The sequence below is a fragment of the Vibrio tritonius genome (assembly GCF_001547935.1).
Lineage (GTDB): Bacteria > Pseudomonadota > Gammaproteobacteria > Enterobacterales > Vibrionaceae > Vibrio > Vibrio tritonius.
The window spans coordinates 1410091-1429668 of sequence record NZ_AP014635.1 but is presented as its reverse complement, the minus strand read 5'-3'; the positions used below and the strand labels follow the sequence as shown (position 1 = coordinate 1429668).

Genomic DNA, 19578 nt, shown 5'->3' with positions numbered 1-19578 from the left:
AACCAAACCAGAGCTGACAAATGACTGGCTCTAGTTTTAGCTCTTCTCAAAATAAAAACCCACCTAATATTAAGGTGGGCTATCAATTACTTGAGAACGTCCATGATGAGGTAACCGTTATAACCAATATAGAACAGCAGCAAAATAGCCCCTTCAAATCGATTAATGCGGCCTTTTTTACCTTTAAAGCTTATCGCAGTAATAAACAACACAACCGTTGTGACCATCATGGTCATCCAGTCGCGCCAGAAAATTTCACTGCCAATATTCTCCATCGGCTTAATTGCAGCAGCAATACCAATCACCGCCAAGATGTTAAACATGTTAGAACCAATCACATTGCCTAATGCAATATCGTGCTCGCCTTTGCGCGCCGCAATCACGGTAGCCGCAAGCTCAGGTAATGAGGTACCTAGTGCCACAACGGTAAGGCCAATGATCAAATCGCTGATGCCAAGCGCATGAGCCACGTCCACCGCTCCCCAAACTAATAAACGAGAGCTACCAATCAGAAGCGCTAAGCTTACCGCTAACCAAACACCCGCCACTTTAAGTGACATGGTATTGGTTTTTAGATCTTCTACCGTATCTGCTTCCATTGCATCGCCTTTATTTTTCATTCCACTGTAAATGGACCAAAAAATAACCACAAAGAAACCAATCAGTAATGCCCATGCTTCAAGTTGCGACAATGTGTGGTTCCACAGCATTGCACCCAGTACTAACACCACTACCATTAACAATGGCAATTCTTTAGTCACTATTTTTGATTGTACTGTCAGTGGCGCGATAATGGCGGCAAAACCAAGAACTAAACTGATATTGACGACGTTTGACCCCAGAGCATTCCCTAACGCAAGTGCTGGTGATCCTTCTAAAGCCGCCATGGCTGATACCACCATTTCTGGTGCAGACGTACCAAACCCGACGATCAACATACCGATCAATAGCGGTGGCATACCAGCGTGGAAAGCAGTTGCAGAAGCGCTTTCTACAAATTTATCCGCACTCCAAACCAATAAAACAAAACCAATAATGATGGCGAGTATTGCAGTTAACATTGCTCATTTCTCTTAGAAAAGTGACTCGTCACCTAATGTTAAAAACATTAAGCACAGTAAGTTTAGAAGGTGTCAGTGAGAGAAAGGCAACATCAGTTAAAGAAGCTTTGACTAGAGAAGCATTTCGGTTGTAGCACTGTAGACACATTCCTTGGGTAGGACTTCAACTTATAGCAGATACCCTAACCCCTACCCGTGTTAGAACATCTGCTTAAGTCTTGCCAAACCAGAGGAATGTAACCACCACAAGCGTATAGCTCGGAGACTGTTGATGGTTACTCTTTATCTCTTACCACGCTGATGCACGATAAGCAGATAAAGAAGGCTACTCCCTTAAGCGAAACGGATTATAGAGAAGGCCATGAGAGATTACAATCCTGTATCTCTACTTGAAACAAAATGAAATGTGCATGGGTGAAAATGACATAATCAACAAGATGCATTTCACCGCTGTAACTGAAGTTGCTTTAGATACCCTGTTGGCGTCGCCCCAGTCACTGCTTTAAATTTAGAACTGAAGTAGTTACTGTCGGTGTAACCACAATTGAACGCGACTTCCGTGACACTCTCTCCGAGAGCCAATTCACGCATTGCATGGCGAATACGCAAATGGTTAATGAACTTGTTGGTCGACAAGCCCGTAAGACGGGTAATTTCTTTGCCTAAGCTTTTCGCCGCAATAGAAAATTGCTCACAAACAGCACCAACAGAAAGGTCGGGCTCCATGTAGTGATTTGAAAGGTAAACAATTGCATTCATCATCGGAGAATTTTCAAGCATGCGTGCATCAAGTCGGTCAATACTCAAAAGCAACTGTTCAAACAGCAGTGTGATCATCACATCGCCATTTTTAAATCCTGTTTCTTGTTCTCGTTCAATGGATTGAGCCAACTGAAACAAGGGTTGAAATGCATCATGGGTGATAAAAAACTGGCGCGTCTGCTGCTCTAATTGCTCTATCACTTGTACACAGCGTTGGTTAATGTGCAGATCGCGTTTACTGTAAAGTACATTGACCAAATAAACGTCTTTATTGTCGGTAAACTGGTGATAGTCCTTTTCACTAATGCAACTCACACTGTTAGGGAGTAAAAGCGACTGCTTACCGTTAACGATATGAGTACCACTGCCGCTACTAACGAGCACTAACTCTGAAAAATCGTGACAATGTTCTGGATAATCCAATTGCGGTTGACGTGATAAAACACGAATGTTACCCGCGTTCCCCACATACTCTTCCGATGATAGAAATAGCATACCGTTTGCCTTATCAAGATCCTTTCGTCATTTTCCATATTTGACCTTGGGAAGATGCGATACTTCTCTCATCCTGAACGTCGTTGACATCAACAATTTGTCAGATTGTTAAACACATCACGAAGCAAACACAATGGGTAAAATTTAATCTATATTTCAATAAATTAAATAAAAAAGGCCACTCTAAAAATGACCTTTTACTTTGCTTAATTATTGTGTGTTTAGAGATTAAATTCGCGCTTTAAAATCTCCATATTTTCTCGGCTTACCCCTTGCGGTTCATAACCCGATGCCAAACACATGAGATACAGTTTTGCCCCTTTATTTGAAACATCAATATAGTCAAATGCTTGCAGGACATCGGCACCAGAAGCCGTCGCACCATGTTTTTCCCAAATCGCCACATCGTGGTCTAACAAGGCTTGTGTCGTACGGTCGGCTAACTCCTCGGAAGAAGGTAAACAATACGGAATCATCGCAATGCCTTTCGGTACAAACGCACGTACCTCTGGCAGCATCTTCCAGCAAGTGTAAGTAAATAAGTCACTGCTGGCAGAGATGTCTGGGTGGTGAGACAGAGCAATCAATTCTAACGGATGAGTATGCACAACCGATTTGTCCGCTGCACCCTGTGCACGCTTCGCTTCCAAGATTTTAATATGACTGATGAATTCCGATGTGGGTGCAAAATGTTGGCTCGCGTTTCCTCCCCAAAGAATCACGTAGCCATTTGCGTTTGCATTAATTTGCAACACACAACCAGCATAACTTGGATCGCGTAATTCACGAATTCGTTGCCCTGTCCCTTTAACAAAGTAGATGCGATGAGCAGCGCTTATTGGCAATTGCAGCGGTAACGCATGCTCTTCAAAGAGACTGATATCCACCGCAGGACCAAAGATATCCGTTAAATCAACCGAGATATTACCACCATTGCGTTCGGCCCACTCTTTTTGCCACAAGTACTGCGACACTTCTTGCACTTTGTCGATTTCATGTTGAACCGCTTGATTTAATGTAATCATTTTAAGTAAAAAACCTCTTTCAATGGTTTGCTAATTGGGGAATGATCGCTGTTGGTGGCCATAACATCTTGCATGTAATCCCACCATTCACGGCAAATTTCAGTCTCACTGACTGCTTCCCATTGCGCCTCGTTTTCAATTTCTACATAGCCAAACAATAAGTTCTGTTCAGCAAACAAATGAATGGAATAGTTATGTCCGCCATGGGCTTTGAGCACGTCTTTCATTCCTTGCCACAATTCGTTGTGGCGTTGCTCATAGATTTGATGGCAATCTGGGTTCACGTACATAACAAATGTTTTACGAATCATAATGTTCTCCTAAGCTGCCATACCTAAACCAACCACGTTGGCAGCACCAATAATCACCAGTAGGCCAGCAATCAAAATTCGCACTGGGCGAGTGCCTACACCTTTCCATTCCGCCATAATCAAGCCTATGACCCCACCGAACAGAACGTAACCAGACATATGCAACATCCAGTTGATGTAACCTAAACGTTCGGGTACTGAAGCTTCTCCCCAACCGTAGAAGAAAAACTGCAAATACCACATGATGCCACCCATCGCGGTGAACAGTAGGTTACGCGTCATCAGCGATTTACTGAGTGATAAGTCGTGGCGCACAGAAATTTCGCGGTTAGTAAAGATGTTGTAACCACAGAACAGGAAGTTAACGAGTGCCCCACCGCCCATGATGAAACCGTAAGCAGGCATTGCGACATAAAGGTAATTAATGCCTAATGCTTCCGATTGCGCTTTGATAGGACCTGCGGCATCGAGGCCAAAAGCAAATCCAGCGGAGAAAATGCCACAGATAATGGCTAACATGACGCCTTTACGTAAATTGAACTCTTGTGCTCGTTCACCAATAACTTTTTCTTTTTCATTGCCGGCATAAGTCACAATGGCAATCCCAACCAGCGCAATCGCGATACCTAGCATGGTCAAAGAGCCACCATGAGAGTGAACAAGCGCCCCAAGCTGACCGCGAATCAATGGCGGCAGCAATGTACCGACGGCGAGGTTCAAACCAATGGCAATCCCAATTCCCATCGATAAACCCAAGTAGCGCATGGTCAACCCATAAGTGATGTTACCAATGCCCCACATGGCGCCACAGAATATCAACATGGCGAATGTTGATATCGGAATATTTGAATAAAATGCACCAAGATCAGGCACTAACAACATAGTGACTAACCATGGCATGATGATCCATGAGAACAAACCACCGATTGACCACATCAATTCCCATGACCAACCTTGAACTTTTTTATATGGCGCATAGAAGGCCGCAGCGGAAGCTGCCCCAACTAAGTGCCAACCAATACCGGCGACAACAGACATACTATTTTCCTTATTATTTTGTAGGGTTTTATCCGTATTTCGGTCTCACTTTGAGCCGAAATACGGTGTTTCACGAAATAGCATTAACGAGCAGCGAGAACCGTCGCTTCGTAGTCTTTAACTAGGGGTAACCACTCTTGACCCACTGGGGCCCCATTTTTCCAACAGAAGTAATCCCACACCGCATTCCATGGCTGAGAATGGTTTTCTTCAAGGAGAGCTAAACGGGTGGTGTAATCAAAAGATTGCTCCGCACGTTTAAGTGTTGCTGTGGGTTCAAGTAGGGCTTTCAATAGCGCTTTTTGCGCGTTACGTGTGCCAATGACCCACGCAGCAATACGGTTAATCGACGCATCAAAGAAATCCAAACCGATTGACACTCGGTCTTGCAGTTGGTTACGCACGATTTCGCGCATAATGGCTTGAGTTTCATCATCGAAGGCCACGACGTGGTCGGAGTCCCAACGTACCGGACGAGTGACATGGAGTAACAAATGAGGAATGTAAAGTGAGCAAGCGGTGATTTTGTCACTGATCACCTCTGTAGGATGGAAGTGACCCGCATCAAGACATAGTGCCGTTCCGCGCGTTGCGGCATAGCCCATATAAAATTCGTTACTGCCGACGGTGTAGGCTTCAGCGCCAATACCAAACAGTTTGCTTTCCACCGCATCAATATGATATTTGGTGTCAAACTTTTCAGAGATGGCTTCATCCAACGCAGCCAGCAAACGCTGACGAGGAGCAAGACGGTCAAAGGTTTGATCTTTCATACCATCAGGAATCCAGATATTCATTACTGAAGGCGTGCCTAACTCTTTACCAAAGTAAGCGGAAATTTGGCGGCACACTTTGACATGATCAATCCAAAACTGACGTACTTTTTCGTCGGGATGTGAAAGGGTAAATCCATCATCCGCCAGCGGGTGTGAAAACAGAGTTGGGTTAAAATCCAAACCAATTTGCTGCTGTTTGGCCCATTCCACCCAAGACGCAAAATGTTTCGGCTCAAGTTGGTCACGTTCGACTTTTTCTTCACTATCGAGGTAAATCGCATGCAAATTAATGCGTTTTTTCCCAGGAATCATCGCAAACGCTTGTTCCATATCGGCACGCAGTTGCGCTGGTGTTTTGGCCGCACCAGGGAAATTACCCGTGGCTTGGATACCACCGCTAAGGGCCACATCTGGTGACTCAAAACCACGTACATCATCCCCTTGCCAACAGTGCATTGAGATAGGCGTTTGTGCTAGTTGAGCCATCGCAGCTTCGGTATCAACGCCGAGTTCTTGAAAGCGTGCTTGAGCAGCACGGTATGCCGATGTAATGTATTCTTCTTTCATGGTTTCACCTTGGTTCATTTCAGCAGTTGATACTGCATTTTGATTTGTTGTAATTGAGGGATAGCTGTTGGCTGATAACGCTTCACATCTGAACAGGCATCAATGATTTGCCGCCCTTCCTCCAAACACGAAATCACATCCAACGCGATAAGTTGATTAATCACATTGCCGAGCGCAGATGCTTCCGTTGGCTCCGTTGAAACCGGGATCGCACAAACATCAGCGCACAATTGATTGAGAAAAGCGTCCTGCGTACCACCACCGACAATACGCAGCTCTTGAATGGGCTTGCCAAGCACGTCGCTCAGCTGGGTAAGCGCATCACTATATGCCAGCGCTAAACTGTCATAGATACAGCGCACAATCTGAGCAAGAGTTTGTGGTGCAGCTAACTCACGCTGCTCGAACCATTGTTTGATCGCTTGCGTCATCGAAGCCGGATTGAGGAAAGCATCATCGTTTGGGTTGAGAATGAATTCGAAGGGCGTAGCTTGCTGTGCAAGTAACTTGATATCACTAAAAGTAAGGGACGGATTTTCCGCTTTAATTCGTTGAATAAGCCAAAGGCCCATGATGTTTTTTAATACACGATAGCGTCCATCCACTCCCCCTTCATTAGTGAGGTTGTAGCTAAATGCTTTCTCACTAACACATGGCGTTAGGCTTTCAATACCGATCAGCGACCAAGTACCCGAGCTTAAATAGGCGGTTTCACTGTTATGTAATGGAGTCGCTGCCACCGCTGAAGCAGTATCATGACTCGCTACAGAGCAGACTGGAATGGTCACATTACCTAGCTGATATTGCCCGATAAGACGATTGGGCATTTGCGGAGGGAGAAACCATTGTTCTTTAGCACCACAAGCATTGATAAGGTCTGAACTCCATGTTTTCTTCACACAATCAAGCAGTTGGCTGGTAGACGCGTTGGTATACTCGCAATGTTTAATCCCACATAACTTGTAGTTGAGGTAGTCGGGAATAAACAGCAAGGTATCGACCTTATCTAACCAGGATGGTTGACTATCAACGATCGCTTTGAGCTGATTAATGGTGTTAAAAGAGAGGAATTGGATACCACTGATCGCGTAAATCTCATTGGCACTAAGATGGTGTTGTAAAGCTGCGCCAACCCCTTGGGTGCGCGCATCTCGGTAGCTAACAAATTCACCAAGATGCGTACCGTATTGATCAAGCAGCACAAAATCCACGCCCCAAGTATCAATGCCTAAGGAGCTGACATTGGGATAAGTTGCGACGACTTTGTTAATCCCAACTTTAATCTCTTCAAGAATGGAGTAGAGGTCCCAGCAGCTGTGTCCCTCACGGGTCACTTGTTGATTAGGAAAGCGATGCGCTTCCTCTAAACTGATTTTGCCTTGGGAGAAGTGCCCTGCCATCACACGGCCGCTCGATGCTCCAAGGTCAATAGCTATCACGGTTTTCATTGGCGATAATCCTTATTCATCATGAAAGGTATTAAAGCCAATATCGCGTAAACAAAACTTAATAAAACGGCGTACCTCAGTCGCAAGCGACCTTTTTTTCTAAGATGGTTCGGTACTAGTTCAAAATTTCAAACATTCGCCATAACCGAAGAAGAATCGGTAAGAAATGAGGCGTAAAAATGCCTTATGAGGTGAGACTAAAAAGCCGATGCAAGGCACCGGCTTTGATATCAAACAACAGATTCATTTGCGTGTGCAAACGCTATTTTAGACGCGCAGCAACAGCGGCAACGCGTTCACCATACAGACGTGCGGTTTCTAAATCGCCAGCAGGAATGGCTTCATCACCAGCATCAGATGGAGACTGTACCAACACGCCAACGGACGCACCTAAGTTATTCACATCTTGGCGGGTTGCCGCTTGCGTATTTGATGGTGGCAAACCAAGGCTTACCCAAATACCACCGTGTTGTGAGGCAAGTGTCTGCAGTGCGATCAAGGTAACTTGCTTGTCTCCATTTAGGCTTGCACTGTTACTAAACCCACCAAAGACTTTATCTTTCCAACCCTGATTAAACCAAATTTTAGACGATGCATCAGCGAATTTTTTGAATTGCCATGGGTAGTTACCCATATAAGTTGGCGCACCAAAAATAATCGCATCAGCGGCATTTAACGTATCCCAATCGGCATCAGTAATGTCACCTTCTGCGCTGACCGCAATCAGTTTTGCGTTAGCACCTTTGGCAACAAACTCAGCCACTTTCTTGGTGTGACCATATCCTGAAAAATAAACAACGACGGTATTACTCATGTAAAGAACCCCTATTATTGTAAAAAACAGGCAGAGAATAGTTCGCTTCTTTCTCTAGCCAACACGTCACATACTAACTCTTAGTTAGCATACACAGCAATTACCTACAAAAAAGTGGGTAGCTCACCTTTTGGTAAGTTTACTCACTAGAATGAAGATGTTTACATCGGGATTTTATGCTGAAACGCTCGCTTTTATGCAGCTCAGGCTTAGAGATATGGTATAGTCGCCGCCAATTGCGACACCCTATTTTGTATTCACTCACATGGGTTCGATAACAGCGAAATAAACGCTAGCTATCAGCCGATGTGATTTCCGCTAACGCGGATATTACTTATTGAGCATGTTATGTCATTTGAACAACTTGGCTTAAGCCAAACCGTAATTCAAGCACTTAAAGCGCTGAACTACCCAAAACCAACTCGCATTCAGAATCAAGCCATTCCACCGATTCTAGCGGGCAAAAATGTGATTGCCGCGTCACAAACAGGTACAGGTAAAACCGGTGCCTATTTGTTACCCATCATCGAACGCTTACGCCAAGGAGAAACACAGCGCAAAAAACGAGTTCGTGCGCTGATTTTGGTTCCGACGCGTGAACTGGCGGTTCAGGTGGCGAAATCGATTGAAGATTACTGTCGCTATACCACTCTTAAAGGTATGGCTGCCTTCGGCGGTGTAGACGATAAAAGCCAAAAACAAGCTTTAATCGAAGGTCGCGATATTTTGGTGGCAACCCCTGGGCGTTTACTTGACTTATATGGCCAACATGCTGTCCATTTTGAAGAAATTGAAACCGTGGTTCTTGATGAAGCAGACCGAATGCTCGATATGGGCTTTATCGACGACATCAACAAAATTTTGGACCGCTTACCAGAAGAAATACAACAGTTGCTCTTTTCAGCAACACTGTCTAATAAGGTGCGAGACTTAGCCCGCTCAGCGGTACATGATGCACACGAAATCAGCATTGCGGCGAAAGATGCTTCCAAAGCCAACATCGAGCAGTGGATCATTACTGTAGATAAAGACACCAAATCGGCTCTACTGAGTCATCTCATTAAAGAAAACCAATGGAAACAAGCGTTAATTTTCATTGAAACCAAACACGGTGCGGCCAAGCTATCCGATCAGTTAGCCAAACGCGGTATTCATGCCGAAGCGTTTCACAGCGGACGTAGTCAAGCAGTACGTAATCAATTGCTAGAACAGTTTAAAGCTGGTGAGATAGCCTATCTGATCGCGACTGGCGTAGGTGCACGTGGTATCGACATCGACCAACTCGAACGTGTCATAAACTACGATTTACCATTCCCTGCTGATGAGTATATCCACCGCATCGGTCGAACTGGACGAGCAGACGCCAAAGGTGAAGCCATTTCTTTGGTTTCTAAAGATAACTTTAAAAATCTTTGTATGATTGAAAGTCGTCTTGGTCATCTTTTAGAACGCCGAGAAGTGGCAGGTTTTACACCGAAAAAACCCGTACCGATTTCCATTTTGAATTACGTCCCTAAAAATAAACGTCCAAAGAAAGACGCAGAATAACCTTCTCGCCAACAGCTCCGTACTGAGCTGTTGGCATATAATACTGCCACCATTTTTCTCTTTTTTTCCTCCGCCTCAGTTGCAACAGGGTAAAAAACTCTGTGAACAATAAATAGGCAAACTCTTGAATTCTGATTTATGGTTAAAATTTAGATAATTAAACCAATAATTAATTTATAATTAGAATAAACCACTGCTTTTTATTAAAAAACAGGTTATTGCGGGAAGGGATGTTTTTTTATCATAGAGAATCTAACTAGGTTACTTATATGACCATATATTCTGAAAGTAGTAGTATCTTCCGCATTAAATTTCACAATTAGCGGTATATCAGTGAAAGAGTCTCAAGAAACAACCAACTTTAGCATATCCAAAAACCCATCTAGCACTTGGACAAAGCACGACACGCACTGGCTGTTAAGCCTGTTTGGTACTGCCGTAGGTGCAGGTATTCTCTTTTTACCTATTAACCTTGGCATCGGTGGATTTTGGCCATTAATCATTATGGCAATTCTTGCCTTACCAATGACCTACTTAGCGCATCGCGGTCTGGCCCGTTTTGTGTTGTCATCAAAGCAAGAACCAACCGACTTTACAGACGTAGTTGATGAGCACTTTGGTCCTAAAGCAGGACGCTTGATCTCGTGGTTGTACTTCTTGTCAATTTTCCCAATTCTTCTTATTTATGGTGTTGGGCTAACCAATACGGTAGACAGCTTTTTAGTCAACCAGGCTGGCTTTGCCTCACCTGAGCGTTGGTTACTCTCTGGTTCAATGATTTTTGTTCTGATCGCCATTATGCTTGGTGGGGAAAAATTAATGCTACGCGCTTTTGCCGCCATGGTGTATCCATTAGCAGCCACCCTGCTCGCGTTGTCTTTCTATCTTATCCCGTACTGGCAAGCGCCGAATTTATCCGTACCCGCATGGTCTGATTTCGGCCGCACAGTTTGGCTGGCAATCCCTGTAGTGGTCTTCTCATTTAGCCACGCTGCAGCCATTTCCAGCTTCGCCAACACTCAACGTCGTCACTATCATCATGAAGCGGTTGAAAAGTCAGAACGAATTCTACGTAATACCAGCGTGTTACTGATTATCTTCGTGTTGTTGTTCGTTTTTTCTTGTGTATTCTCTCTTACTCCAGCACAGCTTGCGCAAGCAAAAGATCAAAATATCTCGGTATTAACCTATCTTGCAAATGTCACCGATAACCCGTTTATCGCAAGCCTAGGTCCATTGGTCGCGTTTGTTGCGATTACTTCCTCTTTCTTGGGGCATTTTTTGGGCGCACGTGAAAGCATTAATGGTCTTTTATCCAAACACTTAAAATTGCAACCTAAACAGGCAGATAAACTGGGTATTGCTATTTTGTTTGTCTCTATTTGGATTGCAGCCGTCATGAACCCGAGTATTTTAGGAATGATGGAAGCGTTATCAGGTCCTGTGATTGCGATGATACTCTTTTTGATGCCAATGCTAGCAGTATTTAAAGTACCGGCATTGAATCGATACCGCTCAGATATCAGCACCTATTTTATCCTGCTTACAGGCGCCTTAGCTGTCTCTGCAATTTTGTATAATCTACTGTTTTAACACCTTCAAACTATGCCGATTTTCTGAATGTGAAGAAAATCGGCATACATAAAAAGTACAATCATCCGCACAATTTCGTTTCGTAGCCAACAAAAAGTATTGTGACATTTGGCATCTCGTGTTATCAATTTGTAATGCAACTCATGGTATAACGTTATTATGCAGTGCTTTTTAATGCATTAAACTGGTGCGTTAGTGTTGATAAAATCACCATCTTGGTGAGACATTCACCGTTATTGAGGTCCTTATCGACTAAAATTTCATCTGACATTTCCCATTTTCCAGTGTGTTAGCTCAAATTTAGGCGTATTACGCATTAGAAAATATACTCCTTCCCTTGTGTTGACCTTCCCTAGTGACAGATCTAACTTTGATCTACCCGTTGCAAAAAACTAGGAGGTTAATGAAATGAAACGCGCCAGCAAAACCTATCGCTTACAAATGATCAAAGAAGTAGCAACCCGTAACCAAACGCCACATACCGATCCCATGGCGGATTATATTTTTAATATCATGGCTAACCCTGAAGCTCGAGTTCAACATGCTGAGCCCAAAGTGCAATTTGCTGGAGTACATTTTGACGAAAAAGTCGGTGGTTGGGTGAGTGACCGCTGGAATCCTGCTGAGTAATTAATCATATGACCGCCATGTAATAATGGCGGTCTCCATTTCCCTATTGTTCCCTTTCTAAAACGCAATTAGCGTAAAGTTTGATGCTCGCCCAAAAATTTAAAATAACTCTTGTTGTGGGCTCTCTGATTGATGAGTTTTCTCGGGCTGAGCCTGACTTTGTGATATTTTACGGCGATAACGTTGTTTGCATAACTTGATAACATGCAGTTGCTGAGCTGGGGACATAGTTAGCCAATTGAACCGCTCATCGCGCTTACGCATACAGCCTTGGCAATAGCCCTTTTCATCGACGGTACAGACACCGACACAAGGGCTTGGGACTGTAAAAAATTCTAACTGTTCCATAATGTTATCTGCTCAAAGGTCATCAATTACTGACGAATGTCTGAATAACACCAGCGTAACGTCATGATAAAAGCAAACCATAACGATACACTGACAAACTATCTGACTAAGTGCATATACTGGTCACACTGCCTGAATTTGGAGTAATTTACTATGAAGCTTAGTTCAAAATCATTGCTAGCCGCAACGGCCTGTGCACTTGTTTTGAGTGGTTGTGCCAATCACGGCGATGCCCCTATCACCGAGAAAGATCTTGAAGGCCACCGTTGGCAACTAGTAAAGGTGGACGACCAAGCGGTTAAACCAAGCCCTCGCGATACCAAACCATTTCTCCAATTTGGTGAGAAAATGATGGCAAGTGGCAACGCCGGCTGTAATGATTTCTTCGGCCAAGGCGAACTCAAAAAGAAAAATAAATTCCGCATTGAAAAAATGTCAATGACCATGAAAATGTGTATTGGCGACGTCATGGATAATGAGTTTTTGGTTCAGCAAAGCCTAGGGGATTGGAATCATATGACGTTAAAAGAGAACATTCTTACTCTTAAAAACGACGTTCACACTTTGGAATTCCAAGAAGTTGCTCAAAAGTAATATCTAAAACCTTAATCCTCTTAAATAAAAAGCAGCCTAGAGCTGCTTTTTTAATCTACCTCTCATTTATATGCTCCCACCTGCGTAAATATCGTGCTATAGCGCATACTTCAAGCAGCAGCTTATGAACCTCTCCCTCTGGACGTTTTTTTGCTAATTTCATGTATACGATGAATTAAAACGATTTCCACCCACCACAAGGAGTTGCTATGTGGGGCAAGATCCGAACAATCTATTTATCTTTGATGTTGCTATTCACTCTTCCCGCACATGCGCAAACTTGGAGTGAAATAACAGAGAACGCCCAAGGTCAAGTCGTCGATTTTTATCTTCCAGCAGGAAGCTCTGATGCAATCAACTATCTAAAATGGAGCGCATCAATTTTGCATACTCGCTATCAAATAGTTTTGCGTATTCATCCTATTCATGACTTTAATGCCGTTATTCAAGATCTTTCCGCCCCCTTGAAGGCAAAAGCAGATGTATTTTGGCTCAGTGGATCTTCATTCGCGCACTTACGCAACAACGCTATGCTGTATGGACCATTCGTAGAACAGTTACCTAACTGGAGTTATGTCGATCAATCTTTACCAATAGAACAAGATGCAGCTTTAACAACTTTAGGTTTAGAAGCACCATGGGGAATGGGTCAATTGGCTTATATTTACGACAGTAAACGGCTCTATAATCCCCCGCAAAACTACCATGAACTGCTGAGTTATGCGCGTGCATTTCCCGGCAGAATTGCTTATCCGAGTCCCAAGCAGTTTTTAGGAACCCAATTTCTGCAAGCGTTGCTGATTGAACTTACCAATAACAACCCCGCGTTACAACAGCCTGTTAACGATGCAGACTTTGCCGCGCTAACTGCACCTCTATGGCGTTATTTAGACGATTTGCACCCTTATTTATGGCGACAAGGAAAAGTGTTTCCTACCAGTGCCACAGCAATGATGAAGATGCTAGCGCAAAATAAAATTGACCTAATTCCAACTTTTAATACCAATATGCTGTACGACGCGCAATCGAAAGGACATTTGCCACTGAGCACTAAAGTTTACTCCATGGACAGAGGCGCGCTCACGGTTATCCATTACTTAGCCATCCCATCAGCGGCACAAGCAAAAGAAGGCGCTTTGGTCACGATTAATTTTCTACTTAGCCCAGAAGCACAAAGCCGCAAGGGGATGATCAGTGTATGGGGCGACCTTTCAATACTGCGCAGCGAGTCACTTACTGGTGCAGTCAAACACGTATCCACCTACTATCCGATCACGGCTCCAGACCCCTCTTGGGCAAGAGCACTAAATGAAGCATGGATAAAACGGTATATCCCCAAGTAACCTCAAGTTGCTGTTTAAGCGTTGATCCCCAGCGTAGCGATAGATAGTGATTGGTCTAAGGGAACGACCATAAGAAAGCGCCGACTCTACAGTAGAATCGGCGTTTTTTATCGTCGTATTTTTATACTATACCCAAGTAACCTCAAGATGCTGTTTCAGCGAGAATGTATTGGTCGGCGCAACTGCCGTTTCCGCTTAGCGGCTAAACAGCAATACTTTTAACGCAGCCTGATCATCAATATCAGCGAACTCAACTGGATTGTCTAATCGACGACGGAATGTTAACTCTGGCGCTTGTTCGGCCATGCCATCAATAAGAAAATCTTCTCGAACCGCAGGTGAGTTGACGCACGCTAACACCTCCCCTTGTTCACTGAGTAAATCGGGTAAACGGCGTAAAATCTTTTGATAATCCTTAGTGAGTGCAAAACTGCCCTTTTGAAACGATGGTGGGTCGATAATGATCAAATCATAAGGGCCGCTTTTCTTAATTTTGCCCCACGATTTGAAAATATCGTGTGCCCAAAATTTCACTTGATTCAGGTTATGATCATTAAGACGATGATTCTCTCGTCCTTTTGACAACGACGCTTTCGCCATATCAACATTGATCACTTGGTCCGCCCCACCAGCAATCGCCGCAACAGAAAAACCACAAGTGTACGAAAATAAGTTAAGAACATTTTTCTGTTTGGCATGCTCTTGAACCCATTGACGACCCAAGCGCATGTCTAAAAACAGGCCCATATTTTGGTTACGGCCCAAATCAAGTTGGTATTGCAAACCGTTTTCCACCACAACAGGGCGAGACTCTAGTTCTCCCACGACCACCTGCGCTGGCGCACCATCGGCATAACGATGTTGAACCGTCATTGACGTGCCTTGCACCGTCTGCCACTGCTCGCTCTCACTCAATGACACTAAGCCCATGACGAGCGCTTGCATAAACTCATCATCAACAGGTTTAAACAAGTTGACGACCAATTGCCCACCTAACCAATCACAGGTTAATTGCTCTAACCCCGGCCATTGGCGACCACGACCATGAAATAGACGTCTCACTTCATCAGTCATTGTGGCAAGCTGCTGAGTAACATGGCTGAAAAAAGCAGGTAATGCGCTGACCTGCATTCCGGCATCAGTAGAGGAAAGATCCTGCATAAAGGGTCCTTATTTTGAAAATACTTTTAACGTTGGCCAATTAAGTTCCCAAGGCGATAACCATGCATCAATTCCTTGGCTCACTGTCGATTCCTGCCATTTACTACCGCACGCGGTGAATTGCCTTGGATCACAAACAAAAGAGAGCGTCTCTCCTTGGTAATCAAAACGCATCGCGAATGCGTGTAAGTAACCACGGTCAGCTTGGCTCGTTGGGTTATAAATTGGGTCGCCCAAAATCGCTGACCCCACGGATTTGAGGGCCACTCGAATCTGATGCGTTTTACCGGTATAGGGCTTACAAATAAACAGTCGTTCACCAGGTTCGCCAGCCGCAGAGAGAAATTGCGTGATGGCTGGATTATTCTGCGTTGTGACAAGCTTCCACGCAGAACGGCGCGACCGTTCCATATCGCCACTGACCAATCCTTGCTTTTTCTTCGGTTTTTTACTGCCAATGGCCAAATAAAACTTCTGCATTGCACGTTGTGCAAACAAGCCAGAAAGCAAACTGGCCGCTTCTGCACTGCGCGCCAGCAGTAACAATCCAGAGGTCATCTTATCGAGTCGATGTACGAGGTAAAGATGTTCATCTCCCGTAGCTGCGGCCACTTCTTGCAACAACATTACATCGCCATCGTCTTTATGAACGGAGACGTTTGGATGTTTGTTGATTAACACAAAATCCGCATGAGTGTAGACGATATCAAACATAAGACCTCTCTGTAATAGGCTGCCAATTATACCTATGTCGCCTAAAAGGTCAGTAAGTCAGCCATAAAAAAAGCTGCCTCATCGGCAGCTTTTTCTCTTTAATGCGCAGTTCTTAAGCAAAGAACACAAGCAACATTAAAATTGGACAAACCACGCGCACATACCATGGCCATATTTTCCAGAACCAACCCTGCTCAATATCAGGACAACCTTGTTTTAACTCGCCAAGGATTTGGTTACGGTTCCAGATCCAGCCCACAATCAACGTAATCAAGAGGGCGATGATAGGTTGTGAATAAACCGTGGTAAAGGTAACAACTAAACCAAATAAATCAGAGAAATTAACAACGACGATAGCTGAAACTAAGGTAATCAAACCACCAATCAATAATACCGCTTTGTTACGACTCAGTTTTAGCTCCTCTGTCGCACATGACACTGGCACTTCTAACATTGAAATGGATGAAGTTAGCGCAGCAATGATCATCAGTAAGAAGAAAATCGCACCAACCAATGCACCGACAATCCCCATGGTATTGAACATGGCAGGCAGTACATCAAACACCAATGTATCCGAGTTAAGCAGTGCTCCAGTATCAGAAAAAATTTGCACGCCATTCTGTTTTGCTACGAACATAGCAGGTAATACCATCAAACCTGCGGTGAAAGCCACACCGGTATCAATCAACGCAACTTGAGCAGCCGTTTTAGGAATATTGGCGTCTTTCTTTAAATAAGAGCCGTACGTTGTCATAACGCACACCCCGAGCGAAAGAGAGAAGAACGCTTGTCCCATGGCGCTTACACACAATTCTGGCGTTAGGTGCGATAAGTCTGGGATGAGATACATCTTCAAACCTTCCATCGCTCCATCTTGCGTAAATATATACGCCGTTAGGACGAAAAAGAGAATGAACAACAATGGCATTAACCGAGTTGACCATTTCTCGATACCATCAGCCACCCCATTACGTACCACGTACATGGTAAGTAACATAAAGGTCACCATAAGAATCAAGTTACGCGAAGTACTAAAGGTAGTTAACCAATGACTGTGGTCGTGAATACCAAACAAATTCATTCCGCTATCTGCAAACGACCCCATCAGCCAACCGGCAACAATCGCGTAGAAGCTCAAAATAAGTGATACCACCACTAGGCCAACAATACCCAGTAAAATTGCGCCGAGTTGTCCCTTCGGCCAGCCGGCACGAAACGAACGAATCGCATTAGATTGTCCATAACGCCCAATGGTCATCTCTGCCACTAACATAGGATAAGCAAGCAAAAACACCATGCATAAGTAGACAATCAAAAAGACCGCCCCACCATTACTTGCTGCTTGCGTTGGGAACCCCCAAACGTTACCCAAACCGACTGCCGACCCAGCAGCCGCCATGATAAATCCAAATCTCGAACTAAATTGGCTTCTTGAACTACTCGCCATATGTGTATACCAAATATGTTGTGTGGAATGGTGTGCCAAAATTTTATGTGTATATTTTTATTTACACCTTTTAAAAAGTGAAGTGGCACCGTTAATATGGCAAGTAGACCAGTTAGCCGCTAAAATTGGAAGCCCGAACAGTGTAAATTCCTGCATTAGCCGCGCTTTTAATGTTTAAGTGCTGTTTTTTTGCTCATATCATGCATTACCCTCTCGCCATTTCCCCATTTCAACCATAATTGTCTACACCTCTTTCGTGCGAATATAACGAGTGATAATCACGCTAATAACACGCATCTAAACACTATTGAATGCGTTCCCAATCAAAATATTTACTGGAAAAAACAAAGTTTGTATAAGAATGGTAAGAAAACATGGCAGCGCTCTTCCTATGCTTACGCATTCGCTTTACTATCACAGAGTTGAACACTTTCAGAACAGTGACGCATGGAACAGATTTATCACATACTTACTTTAGTTGGCATTGGAATATACTGGCTGTTAGTGGCTGGGGTAACTTTGCGAGTGGTACTAAAACGCAAGGCCGTCAGTGTTTCTCTCTCATGGTTGATGATTATCTACATCATTCCTATCGTGGGCGTGCTCTGTTACTTCTTATTTGGCGAACTGAACCTCGGAAGAAAACGTGCTGAGCGAGCAAAAGTCATGTTCGCACCTTTTGAGCAATGGTTTCGCTCCCTTATGGATTGCCAAGCGCATAATCCACAAGGTATGGGTGCTCACATCACTAAAATAGATGAGTTGTGTAACCATCGAATGGGCATCCCAGCATTAAGCGGTAACACTCTGACTCTGCAGAATTCGCCTAGTGATATTCTCAATTCCGTCATCAAAGATATTGAATCGGCACAAACGAGTATTTACATGGTGTTTTATATCTGGCACCCCGGTGGACTTACTGATGCAGTGGCATCGGCATTAATCCGTGCCGCTAGACGAGGTGTGGAGGTAAAGCTACTTCTCGATTCCGCAGGCAGTGCTCGCTTCTTTCGTAGTCACTGGGTCAATATGATGCGTGAGGCAGATATTCACTTAGTCGAAGTCATGCATGTCAACGTATTGCGCATTTTCTTAAATCGATTGGATCTACGTCAGCACAGAAAAATCATTGTGATTGATGAAAAAATTGCGTATACAGGGTCAATGAATATGGTCGACCCTGCCTACTTCAAGCAAGACTCGGGCGTGGGACAGTGGATCGATGTGTTTGTGAGAGTGACGGGACCCACGGTCAATGTGCTGTCTGCCATTCATGCTTGGGACTGGGAATTTGAGACTGGAGAACGTCGCCTACCCGCGATTCCTGAGTGTCAGCTTGATCCGCTTGAACATCATCATCCGATTCAGGTGGTGCCATCAGGCCCTGGCATGCCAGAAAACTTAATTTCTCAAGTGCTCACGCTGGCGATGCATCAGGCTAGGAAATCGGTTTGTATTACAACGCCTTACTTTGTTCCTAGCGCCGATCTTCTTGCCACCATCAAGATGACCGCGCAGCGCGGGGTATCCGTTGACATTATCTTGCCAGAAAAAAATGACTCTTACATGGTGCAGTGGGCATCACGTGCGTTCTATGAAGAACTGATGCTGGCAGGCGTTCGAATTCATGAATTTCATGGGGGCCTGCTGCATACTAAATCGGTTGTGATCGACCAGAAATTCTGCTTAATCGGTACCGTTAACATCGATATGCGTAGCCTGTGGCTCAATTTTGAGTTGACCCTTGCTGTCGATGATGAACAATTTACCAAACAGCTCTACTGGCAACAGTGCGACTATATGCGTCAATCCAAAACGATTGATGCTAAGCAATGGAAACAACGCTCCCTAGGACATCGCTTTAAAGAACGACTGTTCTATCTCTTTAGTCCACTGCTGTAAT

18 protein-coding genes are annotated in these 19578 nt (G+C 44.2%); 6 read left to right on the top strand and 12 right to left on the bottom strand.

The features are described from left to right. Positions 1-86 precede the first annotated feature (86 nt). The 8 genes from JCM16456_RS06445 to JCM16456_RS06410 form a co-directional block, all read right to left on the bottom strand. Positions 87-1061, bottom strand: coding sequence for a calcium/sodium antiporter (locus JCM16456_RS06445; RefSeq protein WP_068713432.1), 975 nt, complete (start codon positions 1059-1061; stop codon positions 87-89). 444 nt (positions 1062-1505) lie between these two features. Further along, the gene (locus tag JCM16456_RS06440) at positions 1506-2318 is read right to left on the bottom strand and encodes a helix-turn-helix domain-containing protein (RefSeq protein ID WP_068713431.1); all 813 of its coding nucleotides are present in this window, start codon (positions 2316-2318) and stop codon (positions 1506-1508) included. A gap of 221 nt (positions 2319-2539) precedes the next feature. After that, positions 2540-3343: a rhamnulose-1-phosphate aldolase gene (gene rhaD, locus JCM16456_RS06435; RefSeq protein ID WP_068713430.1), complete on the bottom strand. Its 804-nt coding sequence runs from the start codon at positions 3341-3343 to the stop codon at positions 2540-2542. After that, a complete protein-coding gene (gene rhaM / locus JCM16456_RS06430; RefSeq protein ID WP_068713429.1) occupies positions 3340-3654 on the bottom strand; it encodes an L-rhamnose mutarotase in 315 nt (104 codons plus the stop codon). The genes rhaD and rhaM overlap by 4 nt, the downstream gene beginning before the upstream one ends. A 9-nt stretch (positions 3655-3663) precedes the next feature. Continuing rightward, positions 3664-4692 carry an L-rhamnose/proton symporter RhaT gene (locus JCM16456_RS06425; RefSeq protein ID WP_068713428.1) on the bottom strand — a complete coding sequence of 343 codons (1029 nt, stop codon included), beginning with the start codon at positions 4690-4692 and terminating at the stop codon, positions 3664-3666. 83 nt (positions 4693-4775) lie between these two features. Continuing rightward, positions 4776-6035 carry an L-rhamnose isomerase gene (locus tag JCM16456_RS06420; RefSeq protein ID WP_068713427.1) on the bottom strand — a complete coding sequence of 420 codons (1260 nt, stop codon included), beginning with the start codon at positions 6033-6035 and terminating at the stop codon, positions 4776-4778. 14 nt (positions 6036-6049) lie between these two features. Next, on the bottom strand, positions 6050-7483 hold the full coding sequence (gene rhaB, locus JCM16456_RS06415) for a rhamnulokinase (protein WP_068713426.1): 1434 nt from the start codon (positions 7481-7483) through the stop codon (positions 6050-6052). A gap of 262 nt (positions 7484-7745) precedes the next feature. Next, on the bottom strand, positions 7746-8297 hold the full coding sequence (locus JCM16456_RS06410; RefSeq protein WP_068713425.1) for a flavodoxin family protein: 552 nt from the start codon (positions 8295-8297) through the stop codon (positions 7746-7748). A gap of 348 nt (positions 8298-8645) precedes the next feature. Between JCM16456_RS06410 and JCM16456_RS06405 the strand changes: the two genes are divergently transcribed. The 3 genes from JCM16456_RS06405 to JCM16456_RS06395 all read left to right on the top strand — a co-directional run bounded on the left by JCM16456_RS06405 (position 8646) and on the right by JCM16456_RS06395 (position 12068). Then, the gene (locus JCM16456_RS06405) at positions 8646-9845 is read left to right on the top strand and encodes a DEAD/DEAH box helicase (protein ID WP_068713424.1); all 1200 of its coding nucleotides are present in this window, start codon (positions 8646-8648) and stop codon (positions 9843-9845) included. Between the two features lie 333 nt (positions 9846-10178). Continuing rightward, a complete protein-coding gene (locus JCM16456_RS06400; protein WP_068713423.1) occupies positions 10179-11438 on the top strand; it encodes an aromatic amino acid transport family protein in 1260 nt (419 codons plus the stop codon). A 408-nt stretch (positions 11439-11846) separates the two neighbouring features. Continuing rightward, positions 11847-12068, top strand: a complete 222-nt coding sequence (locus JCM16456_RS06395) for a hypothetical protein (RefSeq protein WP_068713422.1) — start codon at positions 11847-11849, stop codon at positions 12066-12068. A gap of 99 nt (positions 12069-12167) precedes the next feature. On the opposite strand, the gene JCM16456_RS06390 is transcribed toward JCM16456_RS06395, so the two are convergent. Further along, on the bottom strand, positions 12168-12416 hold the full coding sequence (locus JCM16456_RS06390) for a DUF1289 domain-containing protein (RefSeq protein WP_068713421.1): 249 nt from the start codon (positions 12414-12416) through the stop codon (positions 12168-12170). Positions 12417-12569: 153 nt separating this feature from the next. On the opposite strand from JCM16456_RS06390, the gene JCM16456_RS06385 reads away from it, so the two are divergent. Together JCM16456_RS06385 and JCM16456_RS06380 are read left to right on the top strand one after the other, a co-directional pair. Next, entirely contained in the window at positions 12570-13010 is a 441-nt protein-coding gene (locus JCM16456_RS06385) for an META domain-containing protein (RefSeq protein WP_068713420.1), read from the top strand. Between the two features lie 209 nt (positions 13011-13219). Then, on the top strand, positions 13220-14353 hold the full coding sequence (locus tag JCM16456_RS06380) for an ABC transporter substrate-binding protein (protein ID WP_068713419.1): 1134 nt from the start codon (positions 13220-13222) through the stop codon (positions 14351-14353). Positions 14354-14548: 195 nt separating this feature from the next. Here the strand turns inward: JCM16456_RS06380 and JCM16456_RS06375 are convergent, their stop codons facing one another. The 3 genes from JCM16456_RS06375 to JCM16456_RS06365 all read right to left on the bottom strand — a co-directional run bounded on the left by JCM16456_RS06375 (position 14549) and on the right by JCM16456_RS06365 (position 17675). Further along, positions 14549-15484 (bottom strand): class I SAM-dependent methyltransferase, encoded by a 936-nt coding sequence (locus JCM16456_RS06375; protein WP_068715933.1) that lies wholly within the window; start codon positions 15482-15484, stop codon positions 14549-14551. Positions 15485-15523: 39 nt separating this feature from the next. Next, positions 15524-16228 (bottom strand): TIGR01621 family pseudouridine synthase, encoded by a 705-nt coding sequence (locus JCM16456_RS06370; RefSeq protein WP_068713418.1) that lies wholly within the window; start codon positions 16226-16228, stop codon positions 15524-15526. Positions 16229-16340: 112 nt separating this feature from the next. Then, complete coding sequence (locus tag JCM16456_RS06365; RefSeq protein WP_082712233.1) at positions 16341-17675, bottom strand: sodium-dependent transporter; 1335 nt, start codon at positions 17673-17675, stop codon at positions 16341-16343. Positions 17676-18122: 447 nt separating this feature from the next. Between JCM16456_RS06365 and cls the strand changes: the two genes are divergently transcribed. Next, positions 18123-19577 carry a cardiolipin synthase gene (cls, locus tag JCM16456_RS06360; protein WP_068713416.1) on the top strand — a complete coding sequence of 485 codons (1455 nt, stop codon included), beginning with the start codon at positions 18123-18125 and terminating at the stop codon, positions 19575-19577. The last annotated feature ends 1 nt before the right edge of the window (position 19578 follow it).